We start from the raw sequence: 18354 nt of genomic DNA, 5'->3' as shown, positions 1-18354 counted from the left end.
CATGAAGCACCCATTCCTCCTCTCCGCTCTCGCCCTGCTCTGCTCCGCTCAGGTGGTGAGGGCACAGGAGAGTGTCTACGACTACAAACCGATCGCTGAGACCATACAGCAGGACGCCACCCGGTATGTCTGCAAGCGACCGCCTGTAGAGGATCGACTCTTCCGCTCCGATGCGGTCGAGCGCGTGATCCGTGAGGTACAGAGTAAGCTGACCAATCCCAAGCTACGCTGGATGATGGGGAATTGCTTCCCCAACACCCTCGACACAACGGTCCACTTCCGGCACGATGAGGATGGGCGGCCAGACACCTTTGTCTACACAGGAGACATAGCTGCGATGTGGCTACGCGACTCAGGCGCACAGGTCTATCCCTATGTGGCTCTCGCAGATGAGGATCCCCTACTTGCGGAAATGCTCCGAGGGGTGATCCGACGTCAGATGCTACAGATCTGTCTCGACCCATATGCCAACGCCTTCCTCGATGGAGACCTGACCACCTACTGGGCGACCGATATGACAGAGATGCGCCCGGGGGTGCATGAGCGGAAGTGGGAGATCGACTCGCTCTGCTATCCGATACGACTGGCCTACGCCTATTTGGCAGCGACAGGCGACAGCTCGATCCTCGATGAGGACTTCCATAGGGCGATGCGCCTCGTACTACAGACCCTACGCGAGCAGCAACGCAAGGAGGACAGAGGACCATACTCCTTTATGCGCCAGACGGAGCGGAGTACAGACTCTAAGTCATGTGGAGGCTGGGGCGAGCCGGTGAATCCCGTGGGACTGATCGTCTCCTCATTCCGCCCCTCAGATGATGCGACCCATTACCAATTCCTCATTCCCTCCAATTTCTTTGCCGTCACCTCATGCCGTAAGGCTGCTGAGATGATCAGGAGAGGCTATGCCGATGAGGCACTGGCGACCGGACTGGAGGAGCTGGCAGACGAGGTGGAGCAGGCACTCGCAAAGTATGCTGTAGTCTCGCACCCGATCTATGGTCAGGTGTATGCTTATGAGGTGGACGGATATGGGAATGTCAGCCTTATGGACGATGCCAATGTCCCGAGCCTCCTCGCCATGGGCTACCTTGGTGACGTTGCACTCGATGACCCGATCTATCAGAATACGAGGCGCTTGGTCTGGAGCGAAAGTAATCCATACTTCTTCCGCGGCACCGCCGGTGAAGGAATAGGTGGACCTCACGTGGGCTACGATATGGTGTGGCCGATGAGCATAATGATGCGCGCCTTCACCTCTACCGATGATGAGGAGATCCGCGCTTGTATGGAGCAGCTCCTCACGACAGATGCCGACACGGGGCTGATGCACGAGTCGTTTCACAAGGACGACCCGACGAAGTACACTCGCAGCTGGTTTGCATGGCAGAATACCCTCTTCGGCGAGCTGGTGCTGACACTGATCGAGCGGGGAAAGCTGGACCTACTCAATAGCCTCTGACCGATGCGTCGATATACGTTACTTACACTACTTGGTCTCCTCGTCCATATCTCCCTCGCGGTAGGACTGCAGGCTCAGTCGGTAGACGAGGTCTTCCGACGGATGCCGGATGAACTAATCCCCCTGCTACCCGACAGCACCCTTCGTGCCGAGCTCCTCGAGAGTCCGGAGGGTGTTTCGGTGGTCAATCCCTTTGGCGGGGAGATGAGTGTGATGAGCCGAAGCGAGCAAGGTCTGAGGCTCTCGCTCGACCGGCTGACGGAGCTGGAGGTGGGACTCTTGCCACACGGCAAGAGCTACTACATCTGTCTCATCGCCACCAGCACTATAGTACCGGCTCAGTCAGTGGTCACACTTTTTGATGCCGACTGGAACCGGCTACAGGGGACCCCTTTTACCCTACCCTCACCGGAGCACTTCATCTCAGGACAGCTGAGCACCCGCATCAAGCGCTCCCTTGCTGAGCTGGGGCACCTCCACTGGAGGGCGATGATGGACCCTATGGAGCCACAGCTGCTTACCGTGAGGATCACCAGCCTTGACGAGAAGACAAGCCAATCCCTGTACCCGGAGATGCAGAAGAGGGTACAGCCAGTGGCGATGAAGTGGGGGGAAAATCACTTCGAAATTGTGGTAAAGAAATAACCCGAGATGGATCAAGAAAGGATAGAGCAAGAGGATAAGCAACGTAAGCGCAAGGCACTCCTCATCGTCGGGATCAGCATCCTGCTGCTCCTGCTGGTTGGAGGAGGGTACTACCTCGTGCGACAGCAGCGGACGATCAATGATATGCGGGAGCTGTCGGCGCTTGATAAGCAGATGCTGCAGGACCAGTTTGATGAGCTGAATATGCAGTATGAGGAGTTTAGCTTTGAGATCAGCAACGACTCCATTGCAAAGCGGCTGGAGCAGGAGCAGGCAAAGGTGCAGCGACTGATGGAGGAGCTGAAGCAGGTCAAGAGCACTGATGCTGCTGAGATCAGTCGTCTCCGCCGCGAGCTCGACACCCTCCGCAAGATCCTCAAGAGCTACGTCATCCAGATAGACTCGCTCAATAGAGCCAATCAAGCTCTCAGGACAGAAAACAAGGCTCAGCGCGAGGAGATCAGCCGTGTCACATCCCGACAGAGACAGCTGCAGGAGGAGAAGTCGGACCTTACGGAGAAGGTACAGCTCGCCGCTAAGCTCTCGGTGAGCAACTTCCACACCGTAGGACTTAATAACAGAGGGCGCGACACGAAGCGGATCAAGAGCATGAAGCAGCTGCAGATCAATTTCCAGGTCGACCGCAACGTCACTGCTGAGCCAGGGATGAAAACGATCTATGTCCGCCTGAGCAAGCCCGATGGATCACTGATGCAACAGCCCGGGGAGAGCGGCACAATGTCCTTCGAGAGCGGTCAGGTACCCTACTCTGTCTCTCGACAGGTCGAGTACAGCGGTGAGCCGACTCAGGTGAGCCTCTACTGGGACATTCAGGAGTATCTGCCGGAGGGTAGCTACGTGGCAGAGATCTTTGCCGATGGGTATAAGATAGGTAGATACAGCTTCTCGCTCGGTAACTAAGCGACAGCCATGCGTACCGTACACATCATCAATGGACCCAATCTCAATAGGCTCGGCGCCCGTGAGCCTGAGCTCTATGGAGCAACCGCCTTTGAGGACTACTTAGAGCGGCTGAGGGAGCTCTTTCCCTCTGTGGATATCATCTACTTCCAGTCCAATCACGAGGGAGACCTGATCGACTACCTGCAGCAGGACGAGGTGCGGCATGCCTTCGGCGTGATTATCAATGGGGGCGCTTTTTCCCACTACTCCTATGCCATAGCCGATGCGCTGCGGATGGTGGAGGCACCGCTGATAGAGGTCCACATAACCAATACACATGCACGTGAGGACTTCCGAGAGAGGGATGTACTCACGCCTGTCTGCGAGGGGGCAATCATCGGTCTCGGGCTGGACGGATATCGCCTGGCCCTCGCCAACCTCTGTGCCAGACGTGGATAAGAGATAATATAATAACCTATTATATAAAAAGTAAGTATCGTGGTAAAGGAGTATCTAAAGTCGACTAAGATCGTCGCTACAGTATCAGACCTGCATTGCGACCAAGAGTTTCTGAGACAAATCTTTGACGCCGGTGTCAACGTCGTCAGGATGAACTCAGCCCATATGACTCATGAGGGATTTGAGCGAGTGATCCACAACGTCCGCGCTGTCAGCGACAGCGTCGCCATTATGATGGACACCAAGGGACCTGAGGTCCGGACAACAGCTACCGCTGACGGAGCACCGATTGAGCTGGTGACAGACCAGCAGATACAGATCCAGGCAGACCCGACAGCGCCCTGCACCCAGGAGGTGATTAATGTGAATTACCCCGGCTTCATCCACGATGTACCGGAGGGAGCAGCTGTCCTCTTTGATGACGGACTCCTCGGTCTGAGAGTAATCCGCAAGGACGAGACGACCCTCTACTGCACGGTGCTCAATGACGGGACCATCGGCTCCCACAAGAGCGTCAATGTACCCAATGTCAGCATCGATCTCCCGGCTGTCACCGAGAGGGATCGAGACTCGATCCTCTTCTCTATGGCTAACGATGTCGACTTCATAGCCCACTCCTTCGTCCGCTCTCGGAAGGATGTCGATGAGATACAGAAGATCCTCGACAGCGGGCATAGTGACATCAAGATCATCTCCAAGATAGAGAACCAGGAGGGCGTGGACAATATAGACGAGATCATACAGGCCTCCTACGGCATCATGATCGCTCGAGGTGACCTCGGCATAGAGGTGGATCTGGAGGATATCCCGACGATCCAGAGGACGATCATACAGATGTGCATCGACCAGAATAAGCCGGTCATCGTAGCCACGCAGATGCTCCACACAATGATCCAAAACCCCCGCCCAACGCGCGCCGAGGTGAGCGATGTCTCCAGTGCGATCATGATGAATACGGATGCTGTGATGCTTAGCGGTGAGACCGCCAATGGGAAGTACCCCGTGGAGGCGGTACGGACTATGACGAAGATCATACGCGCTGCAGAGCAGCTCCCTCCGACACACTTCTTCTCCGAGCTGACCTGCCCACGCGAGCAGGGACCGGACCTAACCCGCTTCCTCTCCAAGTGTGCCGTCGACTCGCTCGCCCTCTTCCCCGAGGTGAGCGCCATCATCAGCGATGCCTACTCCGGACGGACCGCCCGCACCCTCTCCTCCTATCGCGGAGACCGACCCATTTTGGCACTCTGCTCCCACAAGGCCGTCGCCCGACAGCTAGCCCTCTCCTATGGTGTCACAGCCATCTATCTGGAGAAAGACAAGGCCCATGGCGAGGACAACCACCACTACCTCCTGAGGGGTATCAAGTACCTCCTCGACCAAGAGACGATCACCACCGATGACACCATCGTCTACTGCGGTGGGATGCTCAATCCTCATATAGGGACCAACACACTGGAGATGTACCGGATGAAAGACTTCATAGACTTCCATGCCGATAGCTTCCGTAAGTGAGCACCTGAGAGAGCTGGCCATCACCGAGTACGCCGAGCGCCACACCGACAAGGAGCCGGCGATCCTCACCCGCCTGACACGGGAGGCTGACGAGCGACTGATGTATCCCCGTATGAATTGCGGGCACTTACAGGGTCGCCTCCTCAGGATGCTGGTCCGGATCACAGGTGCAAGGGAGGTGCTGGAGATCGGGACCTACGCTGCCTACTCCACCCATTGCCTCGCTGAGGGTCTACCCGAAGAGGGACACCTCACCACCATTGATGTCAATGATGAGATGGAGCCTGTGATCAGAGCCAGCCTCAGCGAGACGGGCATTCACGAGAAGGTCACCAGCCTCATAGGGGATGCGAAAGAACTGCTCACCACGATGGATCTCTCAGCCTACGACCTGATCTACCTGGACGCAGACAAGCGGGGCTACCCCGACTACTACCACCTCATCGTCCCGGCGATGAGATCGGGAGCTCTCCTCATCGCTGACAACACCCTCTGGGGTGGCAAGGTGGCACTGAGCGACTGTCACGACCCGCAGACAGAGTCGCTCCGCTCCTTCAACGACCTAATCGCGAAGGACGCCTCCGTGGAGAAGGTCCTGCTCCCTCTCCGAGATGGTCTTACACTTATCTATAAGAAATAAATACCGATATGAATCCGATACGAACCGCACGCACAGCACGGATGATCCAGAAGGAGCTTAGCGAACTCCTCCTCGCAGATACGAGGCTGACGCGTGGCGTAATCATCAGCGTCACTGAAGTAAGGCTGGCACCGGACCTCAGCTCTGCACGCTGCTACCTAAGTATCTTCCCTGATGCCAAGGGTCCTGAGATCCTCAAGACCCTTCAGACCAATACATCGACCATAAGGTATGACCTCGGCAACAGCCTCGCCAGCCGCATGAGGGTGATACCGGAGCTCTACTTCTATCTCGACCGGTCGGAGGAGTACGCCCGTAAGATCGATGAGCTACTGGACGCCAATCCCACTCACGACTACACGAGAGACGAGGAGTCGGAGGGGTGGATCTCCAGCTTAGACGACGAGTAAGGGAGGAGCGCCTCATGGGATCCGGATCGAGAAGTCTCAGCACGGCACTCTTCATCGCGTGGAGGTACTTCTTCTCACGCAAGAGTACGCAGGCGATCCACGTGATCGCCATCGTCGCTGTGACGGCTATTGCCATCGTGACGATGGTGATGGTGGTGGCGCTCTCTGTCTTCAATGGATTTGAGCGCTTCACAACGGATCAATTTGCCACCCTCTGCCCCACCACCGAGATCCGTAGCGATGTCGGGCAGGACTACTCTGCCTCAGCAGTCACACTGCCTCCCGGAGTGACAGCTGCACCGGTCCTGACGACTCAGGCGCTTGCCAAGTGCGGAGACAATGCGATGCCGGTGACCCTTATCGGTATCGACAGCACCTATCAGCAAGTAGTCCCGATAGCCGACCACTTGGTGGGAGGAGACTTCGACATAGGAGATGAGGACTATCCCTCTGCGGTACTCGGCGTTGGTGTGGCCGCACAGCTTGGTGCCGGTGTGGGCTATCAGTCACCCCTGACCATCGTCCTGCCGAAGCGGCTGGGGCGGATGTCGACTATCCTCCCTCAGAGGAGCTTTGTCACACGGGATCTCTACGTGGGCGGAGTCTTCCAGGTCGACGATGAAGAGGCAGACGAGCAAGCGGTATACGTGCCGATCGCACTACTGAGGGAGTTGCTTATGTACGACAGTGACGTAGTCACCTACCTCGCCACAGACCATACTGACGATCGTGAGCTCACCACGGCTCTCGGACTAGGGTATAGGGTCCTTGACATTTATGAGCAGAATCCCCAGGCCTACCGCGTACTGGAGATTGAGAAGTGGATAACCTTCCTCCTGCTCGTCTTCGTCTTGATCCTCTGCCTCTTCAGTGTCATCTCCACCCTCGGTCTGCTGATCGTAGAGAAGCGCGATGACACTCAGGTACTCCTCTCCCTCGGGGCAACACCGAGTACCATCGACAGCATCCTACATATTGAGAGCTACCTCCTGACCCTCAGTGGACTCGTTATCGGACTGGTGACGGGGATCTTGCTGGTACTTAGCCAAGCGACTTGGGGGTGGCTCAAGCTGGGAGGAGATGCCAGCCTACTACTTATCGATGCCTACCCCGTGGAGCTACGAGTGGGCGATCTCCTTATGGTGAGTGCGATCATCCTCTTGGTAGGCTGGATCAGCAGCAGGATTGCCTTCCGACTCTTCAGCCGAGGAGAGCGCAAGGGGTAAATAGGTGCTTTTTTCCTCAAAAAGCGGAGAATATAAGGTGGAGAAGAAATCTTTTTCCTTACATTTGCCAGGAAGGGAAGGAGGGGGATAGGATACTATTATCACAACCAATAATCAAAATCTCTAATGAGTACAGTAGAGACGGCACAAGCAACGATGCCGCACGGAGAGACCCTCCGAGACAAGTGGTACGTCCGGTGGGGCGTCCTGATTATGATCGCACTGACGATGCTCTTCGCATATATGTTCGTCGATGTGCTTTCACCCCTAAAGACTCAGCTGGACCAGAATCTCGGCTGGAGCTCATCGGTCTTCGGCACATACGCGGGGAGCGAGTTTTTCATCAATGTCTTCTGCCTTTTCCTGATCTTTGCCGGGATCATCCTCGACAAGATGGGCGTGCGCTTCACCGCCATCCTCTCCGGATCGCTGATGGTGCTAGGTGCCGGCATCAAGGTCTATGCACTGAGCAATACCTTCCATGACGGCGGCTTCCTCTACGGCTTCGTGTCAAGCATTGTCCCCGCTGACTTCCCCCCGTCTGCGGCACTCGCCTGCGCAGGCTTTGCCATCTTCGGCATGGGTACCGAGATGGGCGGCGTGACCGTATCGAGAGCGATCGTCAAGTGGTTCCAGGGGAAGGAGATGGCAATGGCGATGGGCGTCGAGATGGCGGTAGCCCGACTGGGCGTCTTTGCTGTCTTCCAGTCGTCACCTCGCATCTACAATGCGATGGTAGAGAAGTTTGGTCCGGATATGACTGCCGCCCAAGGCATCCAGGCAGTGCAGGCACCGGTACTCTTTGTCTTCATCCTGCTGGTGATCGGTCTCTTCCTCTACCTCGTATATGGCGTGCTGGATCGCAAGCTGGACAAGCAGCAGAGTGTCACCATCGTTGAGGACGAGGAGCCCTTTAAGTTTAAGGACCTGGGCAAGGTCTTTGGCATCAAGACATTCTGGATCGTGGCGCTACTCTGCGTACTTTACTACTCCGCGATCTTCCCCTTCCAGAAGTACGCGACCAACATGCTCGAGAGCAATCTCGGTCTGAGTACAGAGACGGCATCTAGCATCTTCAGTCTCTTCCCCATCGGAGCGATGGTCATCACACCCTTCCTGGGGCTTTACCTCGACAAGAAGGGCAAGGGTGCCACGATGCTAATCCTGGGGTCCATCTTGATGATCGTCTGTCACGGGATCTTTGCCCTCTACCCCTTCACAACGGATAAGCTCTCCTTCGGGATCGCCATTGGTGCCATTGTGCTCCTCGGGATCTCCTTCTCACTCGTGCCTGCCGCCCTCTGGCCCAGCATGCCTAAGGTGATTGACGCCAAGGTACTCGGCTCGGCCTACTCAGCTACCTTCTTCATCCAGAATATCGGACTGATGTCTGTCCCGATGATCATCGGCCGTGTCCTCGATGAGACCAATCCCGGTGCCGTGGCAGGGCAGGCTCTCAATTACACCCCCGCTATGCTGATCTTCACCTCCTTCGGAGTACTGGCGCTCCTCCTAAGCCTTTACCTCAAGGCCTACGACCGTAAGAAGAATCTCGGTCTCGAGCTGCCCAATATCAAGAAGGACAACTAATCCCCCTATACATAGTTAGTTTCAAGAGGGTGTGCCGATGTCTCGGCACACCCTCTTGGTCTTTGAGATCAGGAGCTTTTCTGAGAGCTGAGCAGTGAAGAGGTAAAATCGTACCTTTGCAGTATAGAGTGATCCTCTCCCTATGAGTGAGTGACCCTGTCGCTCGAGACTTCGGTCTCGGGAGGAAAGTCCGGGCCACACAGAGCATCACGCTTCCTAACGGGAAGGCGCCGTGAGGCGCTCGATGCGTAACAGAGAATGACCGCCTGCTTGCAGGTAAGGGTGAAAAGGTGAGGTAAGAGCTCACCGAGCCATCGGTGACGAGGGCTGCCGTACGCAGACGTGAGGGGAAAAATCATGTATACCGGCGACTGAGGGCTGCTCGTCCGATGCCGGGGGGTAGATCGATAGAGGTGTCGGGCAACCGCCACCCGAGATTAATGACAGGGACGCTTGGTGAGAGCACCAAGACGACAGAACCCGGCTTACCACTCACTCCTAAGGGAGGGGATCGCTCTTATTTTTTATCACTATACCACCACACCGATCTCACACGAGAGACATGCCTACCGAGCAGAGGGACAGCCATCAGAGTAACGACCTCCCAAGCTATGAGGAGCGACTACAGACTATCCGGTCGAGACGAGAGAAGGAGCAACGGAAAGGCTTCTTCTCACGCCTGACACGCCGTGGGAAGAAGGCGAAGCGCTTTTTCTCAAACGAGATATGGCGTCTCCGTGAGGATGACCTGCGCGGTAGCCAGCGGTGGATGGTCCGAGTACTCCAGGTGATTGTCATCACGATCCGTGAGTACACGGATGGCAACTTGGGGCGAAAGGCCTCTGCCCTCACCTACACCACCCTCCTTGCCCTGATCCCTATGCTGGCGGTGATCCTCAGTATCGCAGCAGGATTCGGGATGCAGAGCTCTGTCCAGAGGCAGCTCTACGACTACTTCCCGGGGCACTACACGGAGCTGACTCAGGCCTTTGACTTTGTCGAGAGCTATATGAACGTGGTCCACAGCAATACCTTCATCATCATCGGAGTGGGTACTTTGCTCTATACTGTGGTCCGACTGATGCTCAATATCGAGGATGTGATGAATGAAGTGTGGCATATCAAGGAGCCTCGCCCCTACAGCCGACGGATCCTATGGTCACTCGCCTACTTTCTGATCCTCCCCTTCCTCATCACACTGACGAGCGGACTCAATGTCTTCATCCGCTCATTCTCAAGCTTCAAGCTCTTTGGTGAGCTTTCACTCTCGCCACTCTTCTCCTTCCTCAGCGGCTTTGGTCTTTACCTGATCTGGATCCTGATCTTTACGGCACTGTATAAGTTTATGCCCAATACTCGGGTCCGCACAGGTCCTGCGCTGATGGCGGGGACGCTGTCGGGTGTGGTCTTCCAGCTCTTCCAGATGATCTACATTACCGGACAGCTGTGGGTGAGTAAGTACAATGCGATCTACGGGAGCTTTGCGGCTGTCCCATTGCTCCTCCTCTTCGTCCAGATGTCGTGGGTTATAGCGCTCTTCGGTGCGCAGCTCGCCTACTCGATACAGAATGTGGAGTACTACTACTTCCGCTCCGAGAGCGAGCACATCTCGAGGCGATTCAGAGACTTCATTGCTGTGGTGCTGATGAAGAAGATCTGCCTCGCCTTTAAGCACGAGGGCGAGGTGTACGATGGTGAGGAGCTGGCGAAGGAGTGCCACCTGCCGATCATCGTCGTCAATGACACGCTCGACAAGCTCGTACTCTGTCGCCTGCTCATCCGTCAGCCTAATCCCAAGCAGACCTCACGACCCACTTACCTCCCAGCACTCGATGTCAGCACGATCACAGTACGCAAGGTGACTACTGCCATGGACCGGCTCGGAGCGGAGAATTTCCGGATCGACCTCTACAGCACCTACGCCAAGGAGTGGCTCATCGTGCGGGACGCACGCTTCTCCGAGGATCCGGACAAGATGGATCAGCCGGTGATCACCCTCTGAGACCTCTCTATACCTCTCTCATGCAGTGGGGAAATCAATAGCCCTGAGACTGAGATTTAGCCCATGCAAGGACGGCTACGAGGCGAGCAACCCCGGTTGCCTGACCACTCTTCCTAATTCACTGCACGCGACTATCTTCCGAAGCGGACTAATTCTTCTGCCCTAAAGGGAGCCCAAAAAAGGACACTAAGGTGTGCCTTTTTTGGTAGTTTTGTATGCACTGCCAAGTGCAATGCATTGACACAACTCAACCACTTCAATCATGAATAGCAAAAGAAATATACTCGGTACCCTGATCATCGCAGTCACTGTCGTCCTCTCAGTCTGGATCGGGGCATCGGCCCTCCGTCATCGCAATGACGGACCTCGTACCATCACTGTGAAGGGAAGCGCAGAGCGATCCTTCCGCAGCAATCTCGCCACTTGGACACTCACGATCACCGACCACAGCTCGTCTCCCAAGTTGGGATTTGACGAGGTGGAGCGACAGCGAGGCGTCGTTGTAAGCTTTCTCCGCTCGCACGGATTTACCGACGAAGAGATGGAGATGCTTGGTGTCTCCTACAACGAGCGCGTCAATGGCTACTACAATAAGAATCAGGATCGCTATGTAGAGGAGCACGATGGCTACGATGTGAGCCAGTCGATCGTACTCACCACTGAGGACGTGGACAAGATCGACCAAACCGCTAAGGCAGTAGGCGAGCTCATCAATCTTGACGTCACCGTCAGCGTGGGCGACCCCAGCTACTACTACACCAAGATGGCGGACCTAAAGCTGGAGATGCTTGATGCCGCAGCCGCCGATGCACGCGACCGCGCTGCATCGATCGCCAAGGCAAGCCACGGCAGCCTCGGTGCCCTACAGAAGTCTCAGATGGGCGTCTTCCAGATCTTGGGACGCTACGCCAATGAGAGCTACTCCTGGGGAGGTACGCTCAACACCTCCGACATAGATAAGACCGCAAGTATCACCGTCTCCTCGACTTTCCTCCTGAAGTAATGACCCTCGACGAAGCCCGCCGACGGGTAGAGCAGCTGAGACACGAGCTGGAGGAGCACGAGTATCGGTACTACGTCCTCTCAGCCCCCACCATCAGCGATAGGGACTTTGATCTCCTGATGAAGGAGCTGGAGTCTCTCGAGAGATCCTACCCGGAGCTGATCACCCCCTACTCGCCTACGCAGCGGGTGGGAAGCGAATTCATCGGTGAGGTTGCCACCGGCACTGCTGTCGCCCACAGAGTGCCGATGCTCTCGCTTGCCAATACCTACAGCATAGGCGAGGTGGAGGACTTCTACCGCAGGCTCACTGAGGCTGTTGGCGAGGCACCGGAGCTGGTAGCCGAGCTAAAGTTTGACGGCGTCTCCATCTCCGTGATCTACGAGGAGGGACTACTGCACCAAGCTCTCACCCGAGGGGACGGGCAGTATGGCGAGGATGTGACGCAGGCAATCAGGGCGATCCGGGCGATCCCACTCCGACTCAAGGGCGACAATCTCCCGGACCGAGTGGAGGTCCGGGGAGAGATCCTGCTGCCATGGCGGGAGTTTCAGAGACTGAATGCAGCTCGAGAGGAGGCGGGCGAGGCTCCCTTTGCCAACCCTCGCAACGCTGTCTCAGGTACGATCAAAACGAAGGAGAATATCGCCGCCGTGGTGAGCCACCGACGCCCGACTGCGCGCTTTTACTACCTTCTCAGCGATGATGAGGACTGGCTGCCGGAGCGTCACTCCGATCGGCTGGAGCGGATGCGGGAGATGGGGCTCCCCGTCAGCACGCACAGCGCCCTCTGCCACTCTGTGGAGGAGGTAGACAAGTATCTCGACTACTGGGATCTCCACCGGCACGAGCTGGAGGTGGCTACGGACGGGGCGGTGCTGAAGGTCAACGACTACTCCCTCCATAAGCAGATCGGGATGACAGCAAAAAGCCCTAAGTGGGCGATCGCCTATAAGTACGATGCCGAGAAGGCGATCACGCGACTTTTGGAAGTTCGCTACCAGACCGGGCGAAGTGGCATCGTCACACCGGTGGCACTGCTGGAGCCTGTAGAGCTCTCCGGTACCACCGTCTCCCGTGCGACACTCAATAACGAGGACTTTATCCGCAATCTTGATCTCCACGAGAGAGACCTCGTGTCGGTGGAGAAAGGAGGTGAGATCATCCCGAAGATCACCCTTGTGCGCAAGGACCTGAGAGACGAGCAGGTAGGAGCTCCAGTCTCTATGCCGGGGAGCTGCCCGTCCTGTGGCACCACTCTCATCCGGCATGAGGGGGAGGCGGGACTCTTTTGCCCCAATAAGTGGGACTGTCCGGCTCAGGTAGAGGGGCGGATAGAGCACTTCTGCAGCCGCAAGGCGATGGACATCTTCATCGGTCCGAGCAGCATCAATGCCCTCTCCACGATCCTCGGTCTGCGCTCGGTGGACCAGCTCTACACGCTCACCGAGAGAGAGCTGCTCCGACTGCCGCTCTTCAAGGAGACAAAGGCGGAGAACCTCCTTAAGAGCATTGAGGAGAGCAAGGAGAAGCCCTTTGAGCGAGTACTCTTTGCCCTCGGCATACCCCTCGTAGGGAGCAAGGTCGCGGAGACGCTTGCCCGATATGCCGGGTCGATCGACCGTCTATTAGAGGCCTCCGAGGAGGAGCTACAGAGCATCCCTGAGGTGGGCCCGATGATCGCCCGTAGCGTGAGGGACTACGCCCAGGAGCCCCGGTCCCGGCAATTGGTCGCTAATCTAAAGGCTGCAGGTCTCCACTTCGAGATCGAAGAGAAGGAGCAGACCGGTCCCACCTCTGATACCTTCGCAGGTCAGACCATCGTGATCAGCGGAGTCTTCCACACCATTACTCGCGATGAACTCAAGGAGCTGCTTGGCCGCCATGGTGCGCGTGTCGGTACCAGCATCTCCAGCAAGACCTCACTCCTCGTCCATGGCGAAAATATGGGACCGGCAAAGCTCGCCAAGGCGGAGCAACTCGGCGTAAAGATGATGACCGAGGAGCAATTTTTTGACACCTACAGAGATCTAAGATAAGACAGCACAAATGGCAGACTCGCAATCCTTCGTACACCTCCACGTCCACTCCTACTTCTCCATCCTCGATGGGGCCTCCTCGGTGGAGACGCTTGTGGACACAGCGATCGCACACGGTCAGCGCGGCATGGCACTGACCGATCACGGCGTGATGTACGGCATCAAGACGCTGCACGACTACTGCAATAGCAAGAATAAGCCGATCAAGGGCGAGATCAAGGAGCTTACAGCACGACTGGCAGAGGAGTCCGATGAGGAAGCGAAGGCGCAGATCCGACAGGAGATAGAGGAGAAGGAGAAAAAGATCTTCAAGCCGATCTTCGGCTGCGAGTGCTACTGCGCCCGTAATGGCCGGGAGAATAAGAGCGCGGTCGAGGACCGAAGCGGATACCACCTCATAGTGCTGGCAAAGAATAAGCAGGGATACCACAACCTGATCAAGATGGCATCAGAGGCCTTCACTACCGGCTTTTACTACAAGCCGAGGATAGACAAAGGATTGCTCGAGAAGTACCACGAGGGGCTGATCGTCTCCAGCGCTTGCCTCGGAGGCGAGATCCCCCAGCACATCCTCCACGATGACATCGAGGGGGCGAGAAGCGCCATCCGATGGTTCAAGGGACTCTTCGGGGAGGACTTCTACTTAGAGCTACAGCGACACAAGACCACTAAGCCACGAGGCAATCAGGAGACCTTTGTAAAGCAGGAGAAAGTCAATAAGGTGCTGATGCAGCTCGCACAGGAAGAGGGCGTGAAGCTCATTGCCACCAACGACTCCCACTTCGCACACGAGGATGATGGTGAGGCTCACGAGCGACTGATCTGCCTCAGCACAGGCAAGACCTTCAATGACCCCAATAGGCTCACCTATACCAAGCAGGAGTGGCTCAAGAGCACAGAGGAGATGAGTGCGATCTTCGCCGATGTGCCCGAGGCACTGAGCAATACCGCTGAGATCCTCGACAAGGTGGAGATCTACTCCATCGACAGCGACCCACTGATGCCTGACTTCCCGATCCCGGAGGGCTTTGCCGACGCTGATGACTACCTCAGGCACCTCTCTTACGAGGGAGCTAAGAAACGCTATGGTGAGGAGCTCTCCGATGAGGTAAAGGAGCGACTGGACTACGAGCTGGACGTGATCAAGACCATGGGCTTTCCCGGCTACTTCCTCATCGTGCAGGACTACATCCTCAATGCGCGAAAGCTCGGCATCATCGTCGGACCGGGACGTGGCTCTGCCGCCGGCTCCATCGTCGCCTACTCGCTCACGATCACCGACCTCGACCCGCTGAAGTACCACCTGCTCTTCGAGCGCTTCCTCAATCCTGACCGCATCTCTCTCCCGGATATTGATGTCGACTTTGATAACGAGGGGCGACAGCAGATCCTTGAGTGGGTGACCGAGAAGTACGGAGCAGATCACGTAGCACACATCGTCACCTACGGCACGATGGCAGCCAAGAGTTCGATCAAGGATATGGGGCGCGTGCTGCAGCTCCCCCTGCCTGAGACCAATGCCATCGCCAAGCTGATCCCCGACCGCATCGGTGACAAGAAGGACCCCTCCATCAAGATGTCCAGAGAGAACGTCCCGGAGCTCAATGACATCCTATATGGCCCCGACATAACGCAGAAAGAGGTGCTGAAGTACGCCGAGCAGCTGGAGGGCACGGTGCGCAACGTCGGGGTCCATGCTTGTGGCATCATCATCAGCAAAGTGCCGATCTCGGACGTCGTCCCCTCCTGGGTCACCCTCGACAGCCTGACCAATAAGGACATCTTGGTCACCCAGTACGATGGCAGCGTCATCGAGTCCACCGGGCTGATCAAGATGGACTTCCTCGGGCTGAAGACGCTATCGATCATCCGTGCTGCATTAGACAACGTCAAGCTCAATCACAAGGTCGACATTGACATCAACAGCATCCCTCTCGATGACGAACTGACCTACAAGCTCTTCAGCGAAGGAGACACGATGGCGATCTTCCAATTTGAATCCCCTGGGATGCAGCGCTCTCTCAAGGAGCTGCAGCCCTCAGTCTTCGAGGACCTCATTGCTATGGTCGCTCTCTACCGCCCGGGACCGATGGACAACATCCCCTCGTTCATCGCACGCAAGCACGGCAAGGAGGAGATCACCTACGAGCTACCGGTAATGAAGGAAGACCTGGCAGAGACCTATGGGATCACCGTATACCAAGAGCAGGTGATGCTCCTGTCACGCAAGATCGCCAACTTCACCCGCGGTCAGTCCGACAACCTCCGCAAGGCGATGGGGAAGAAAAAGATCAAGATGATGCAGGCCCTCAAGGTGAAGTATCTCGAGGGCGGTCGGGCAAACGGCTACCCCGACGATACACTGGAGCACATCTGGTCCGAGTGGGAGAAATTTGCCTCCTACGCCTTCAATAAGAGCCACGCTGCCTGCTACGCCTGGATCTCCTACCAGACCGCTTACCTCAAGGCTCACTACCCCAGCGAGTATATGGCGGGCGTGCTCAGCATCAACCTCAGCGACATCGCCAAGATCACCAAGTACATAGGTACCTGCCAACAAATGGGGATCAAGGTACTCTGCCCGGATGTCAATGAGTCGGAGTGCACCTTTGCCGCCAATAAGAGTGGAGACATCCGCTTCGGTCTCGGTGCCATCAAGGGCTTCAGCAATGCGGCCGCACAGGACATCGTCAGCGAGAGGAAGGAGAATGGTCCCTACACCGACATCTACGATTTCTTTGAGCGAATACCTGCCAGCGTGGCTACGAAGAAGACCTGCGAGTCGCTGGTGCTGAGTGGAGCCTTTGACTCCTTTGGCACGTTCACCCGCGAGGACTTCCTCGACCCCGACGATACGCCCAAGAAAGAGACTTTCCTCGATAAGCTGCTTCGCTTCAGCGAGGATAGCCGATCCTCCCGGATGTCCAGCCAGGCTTCCCTCTTCGGAGATACCAATTTCCAAGAAATGTCCCGCCCCTCACCCGATCACCGCGCACAGCCGTGGAGCGACATCGAGAAGCTCAATAAGGAGAAAGCACTCCTCGGGATCTACATCACGGCCTCTCCTCTCGACAAGTACGCCCTGATCCTCAGGGAACTCTGCAACATCCCCTGCAGCGAGGTGACCGATGGGCTCGACAACTACGCCGGCAAGGGTGCTCTGCGCTTCGGAGGCGTCGTGACTGACTATGCTGAGAGGACCTCCAAGAGTGGCAACCCCTACGGGATCCTGACAATACAGGACTACGATGGCGAGGGGAAGCTCTACCTCTTTGGGGACCAATTTACCACCTATCGCAACTTTGGTAAGGAGGGACTCTATATCTTAGTCACCGTAAAGGTCAACCCTCCCAAGTGGGAGGGTGGTCGTCCCTTCCGCGAGGTTCAGTCGATCCAGCTACTGGATCAGGTGGTCGATACTGCCTTCTCCACCCTCGACATCGCCATCCCCGAGGACGCAATCACCGAGGAGCTCTACGACACCCTTGTGAGTAGCGCAAGCGAGCTGAAGCCAGGTAGCGTCTCTCTCAATATATTCGTCACCGACCGACAGAGTAAGATCACCCTCAAGATGACCAACCACAGCCGGCGACTCACTATCACAAGCGACTTTATTGACAGTCTCAAGGACTTTGAGGGGGTCTGGTATCAGCTCAGCTAAGGATGGCACGAAAATAGATAGATAGTATTGTAGTATTATATTTATAACTAACAAATCAGATTATGGCATTTGAATTCACAGACGCTAACTTCGATGAGCACCTGAAGTCAGGTAAGGCAATGGTCGTAGACCTTTGGGCACAGTGGTGCGGTCCCTGCCGTATGGTCTCTCCGATGATTGACGAATTTGCTAAGCAGTACGATGCAGAGCAAGTCCTCATCGGCAAGATGGACGTAGACGCCAACACCGAGATCCCCACCCGCTATGGCGTGATCAGCATCCCCACGATCCTCTTCATCAAGGATGGAGAGGTGGTGGAGCGGAAGGTAGGCGCTCAGCCTAAGGACAAGCTCAAGGAAGCTATCGACGCCCTCATCAGCAAGTAAGCCACCATGCGCAGACCTCTCCTACGTGGAGGGGTTTCATAACCTCATAGGGTCATCGGGACTAAGGTCTCGGTGACCCTTTTTTATTTAGAGCGATCGCATGATAGCCCACCTCTATCGGATGGGATGGTCAGCAGGGACAACCTCCCGACGAGAAGGGGACTCTCAGGGGTCCTGCGCAACAGCAAGGTAATCAGCAGGTATCAGAGCCACATATCTAATACCGATATTAGTGAGATCTAATACCGATATTAGTGAGATCTAATACCGATATTAGACGTCACTAATATCAACTATACCATAGGACCTGCGGATGGAGGGCGTCTATAAGCCCCGACAGTTTGTCAGGACTATGATCATGAGAGACCCATTTTAGAGTCCACCAACAGACCTATTGCAAGAATTTTGCAAAC

General features: G+C 56.1%; 14 protein-coding genes and 1 other RNA gene. All 15 read left to right on the top strand.

The genetic code is table 11. The features are described 5' to 3' along the window. Position 1 precedes the first annotated feature (1 nt). The 15 genes from AC1EKE_RS04310 (at position 2) to trxA (ending at position 17941) form a co-directional block, all read left to right on the top strand. The gene (locus AC1EKE_RS04310) at positions 2-1462 is read left to right on the top strand and encodes a glycoside hydrolase family 125 protein (protein WP_480308372.1); all 1461 of its coding nucleotides are present in this window, start codon (positions 2-4) and stop codon (positions 1460-1462) included. A gap of 3 nt (positions 1463-1465) precedes the next feature. Beyond that, positions 1466-2107: a DUF3256 family protein gene (locus AC1EKE_RS04305; RefSeq protein WP_296158761.1), complete on the top strand. Its 642-nt coding sequence runs from the start codon at positions 1466-1468 to the stop codon at positions 2105-2107. Between the two features lie 6 nt (positions 2108-2113). After that, entirely contained in the window at positions 2114-3028 is a 915-nt protein-coding gene (locus AC1EKE_RS04300) for a hypothetical protein (RefSeq protein WP_480308371.1), read from the top strand. Positions 3029-3037: 9 nt separating this feature from the next. Beyond that, entirely contained in the window at positions 3038-3469 is a 432-nt protein-coding gene (locus AC1EKE_RS04295; protein ID WP_297127535.1) for a type II 3-dehydroquinate dehydratase, read from the top strand. Positions 3470-3508: 39 nt separating this feature from the next. Beyond that, positions 3509-4984 (top strand): pyruvate kinase, encoded by a 1476-nt coding sequence (pyk, locus tag AC1EKE_RS04290; RefSeq protein ID WP_297127537.1) that lies wholly within the window; start codon positions 3509-3511, stop codon positions 4982-4984. Then, the gene (locus tag AC1EKE_RS04285) at positions 4962-5624 is read left to right on the top strand and encodes an O-methyltransferase (RefSeq protein ID WP_297127539.1); all 663 of its coding nucleotides are present in this window, start codon (positions 4962-4964) and stop codon (positions 5622-5624) included. The genes pyk and AC1EKE_RS04285 overlap by 23 nt, the downstream gene beginning before the upstream one ends. An 8-nt stretch (positions 5625-5632) precedes the next feature. Then, positions 5633-6034, top strand: coding sequence for a ribosome-binding factor A (locus AC1EKE_RS04280; RefSeq protein WP_296158765.1), 402 nt, complete (start codon positions 5633-5635; stop codon positions 6032-6034). Further along, positions 6007-7260 carry an ABC transporter permease gene (locus AC1EKE_RS04275; protein WP_480308369.1) on the top strand — a complete coding sequence of 418 codons (1254 nt, stop codon included), beginning with the start codon at positions 6007-6009 and terminating at the stop codon, positions 7258-7260. The genes AC1EKE_RS04280 and AC1EKE_RS04275 overlap by 28 nt, the downstream gene beginning before the upstream one ends. A 156-nt stretch (positions 7261-7416) precedes the next feature. Next, complete coding sequence (locus tag AC1EKE_RS04270) at positions 7417-8850, top strand: MFS transporter (protein ID WP_070466148.1); 1434 nt, start codon at positions 7417-7419, stop codon at positions 8848-8850. 143 nt (positions 8851-8993) lie between these two features. Further along, positions 8994-9353, top strand: an RNA gene (gene rnpB, locus AC1EKE_RS04265) — RNase P RNA component class A. 59 nt (positions 9354-9412) lie between these two features. After that, complete coding sequence (locus AC1EKE_RS04260) at positions 9413-10852, top strand: YihY/virulence factor BrkB family protein (RefSeq protein ID WP_296162180.1); 1440 nt, start codon at positions 9413-9415, stop codon at positions 10850-10852. Between the two features lie 262 nt (positions 10853-11114). Next, positions 11115-11855, top strand: coding sequence for an SIMPL domain-containing protein (locus tag AC1EKE_RS04255; RefSeq protein ID WP_296162252.1), 741 nt, complete (start codon positions 11115-11117; stop codon positions 11853-11855). Beyond that, a complete protein-coding gene (gene ligA, locus AC1EKE_RS04250) occupies positions 11855-13894 on the top strand; it encodes an NAD-dependent DNA ligase LigA (RefSeq protein WP_480308368.1) in 2040 nt (679 codons plus the stop codon). Before AC1EKE_RS04255 ends, ligA begins: the two co-directional genes overlap by 1 nt. Positions 13895-13904: 10 nt before the next feature. Continuing rightward, complete coding sequence (dnaE, locus tag AC1EKE_RS04245; protein ID WP_480308366.1) at positions 13905-17555, top strand: DNA polymerase III subunit alpha; 3651 nt, start codon at positions 13905-13907, stop codon at positions 17553-17555. Between the two features lie 62 nt (positions 17556-17617). Next, on the top strand, positions 17618-17941 hold the full coding sequence (trxA, locus tag AC1EKE_RS04240) for a thioredoxin (protein WP_070466140.1): 324 nt from the start codon (positions 17618-17620) through the stop codon (positions 17939-17941). The last annotated feature ends 413 nt before the right edge of the window (positions 17942-18354 follow it).

The organism is Porphyromonas sp. C0041D3, assembly GCF_056590575.1.
The sequence above is the reverse complement of the archived record's forward strand: the minus strand, read 5'-3'. Positions and strand labels throughout refer to the sequence as shown.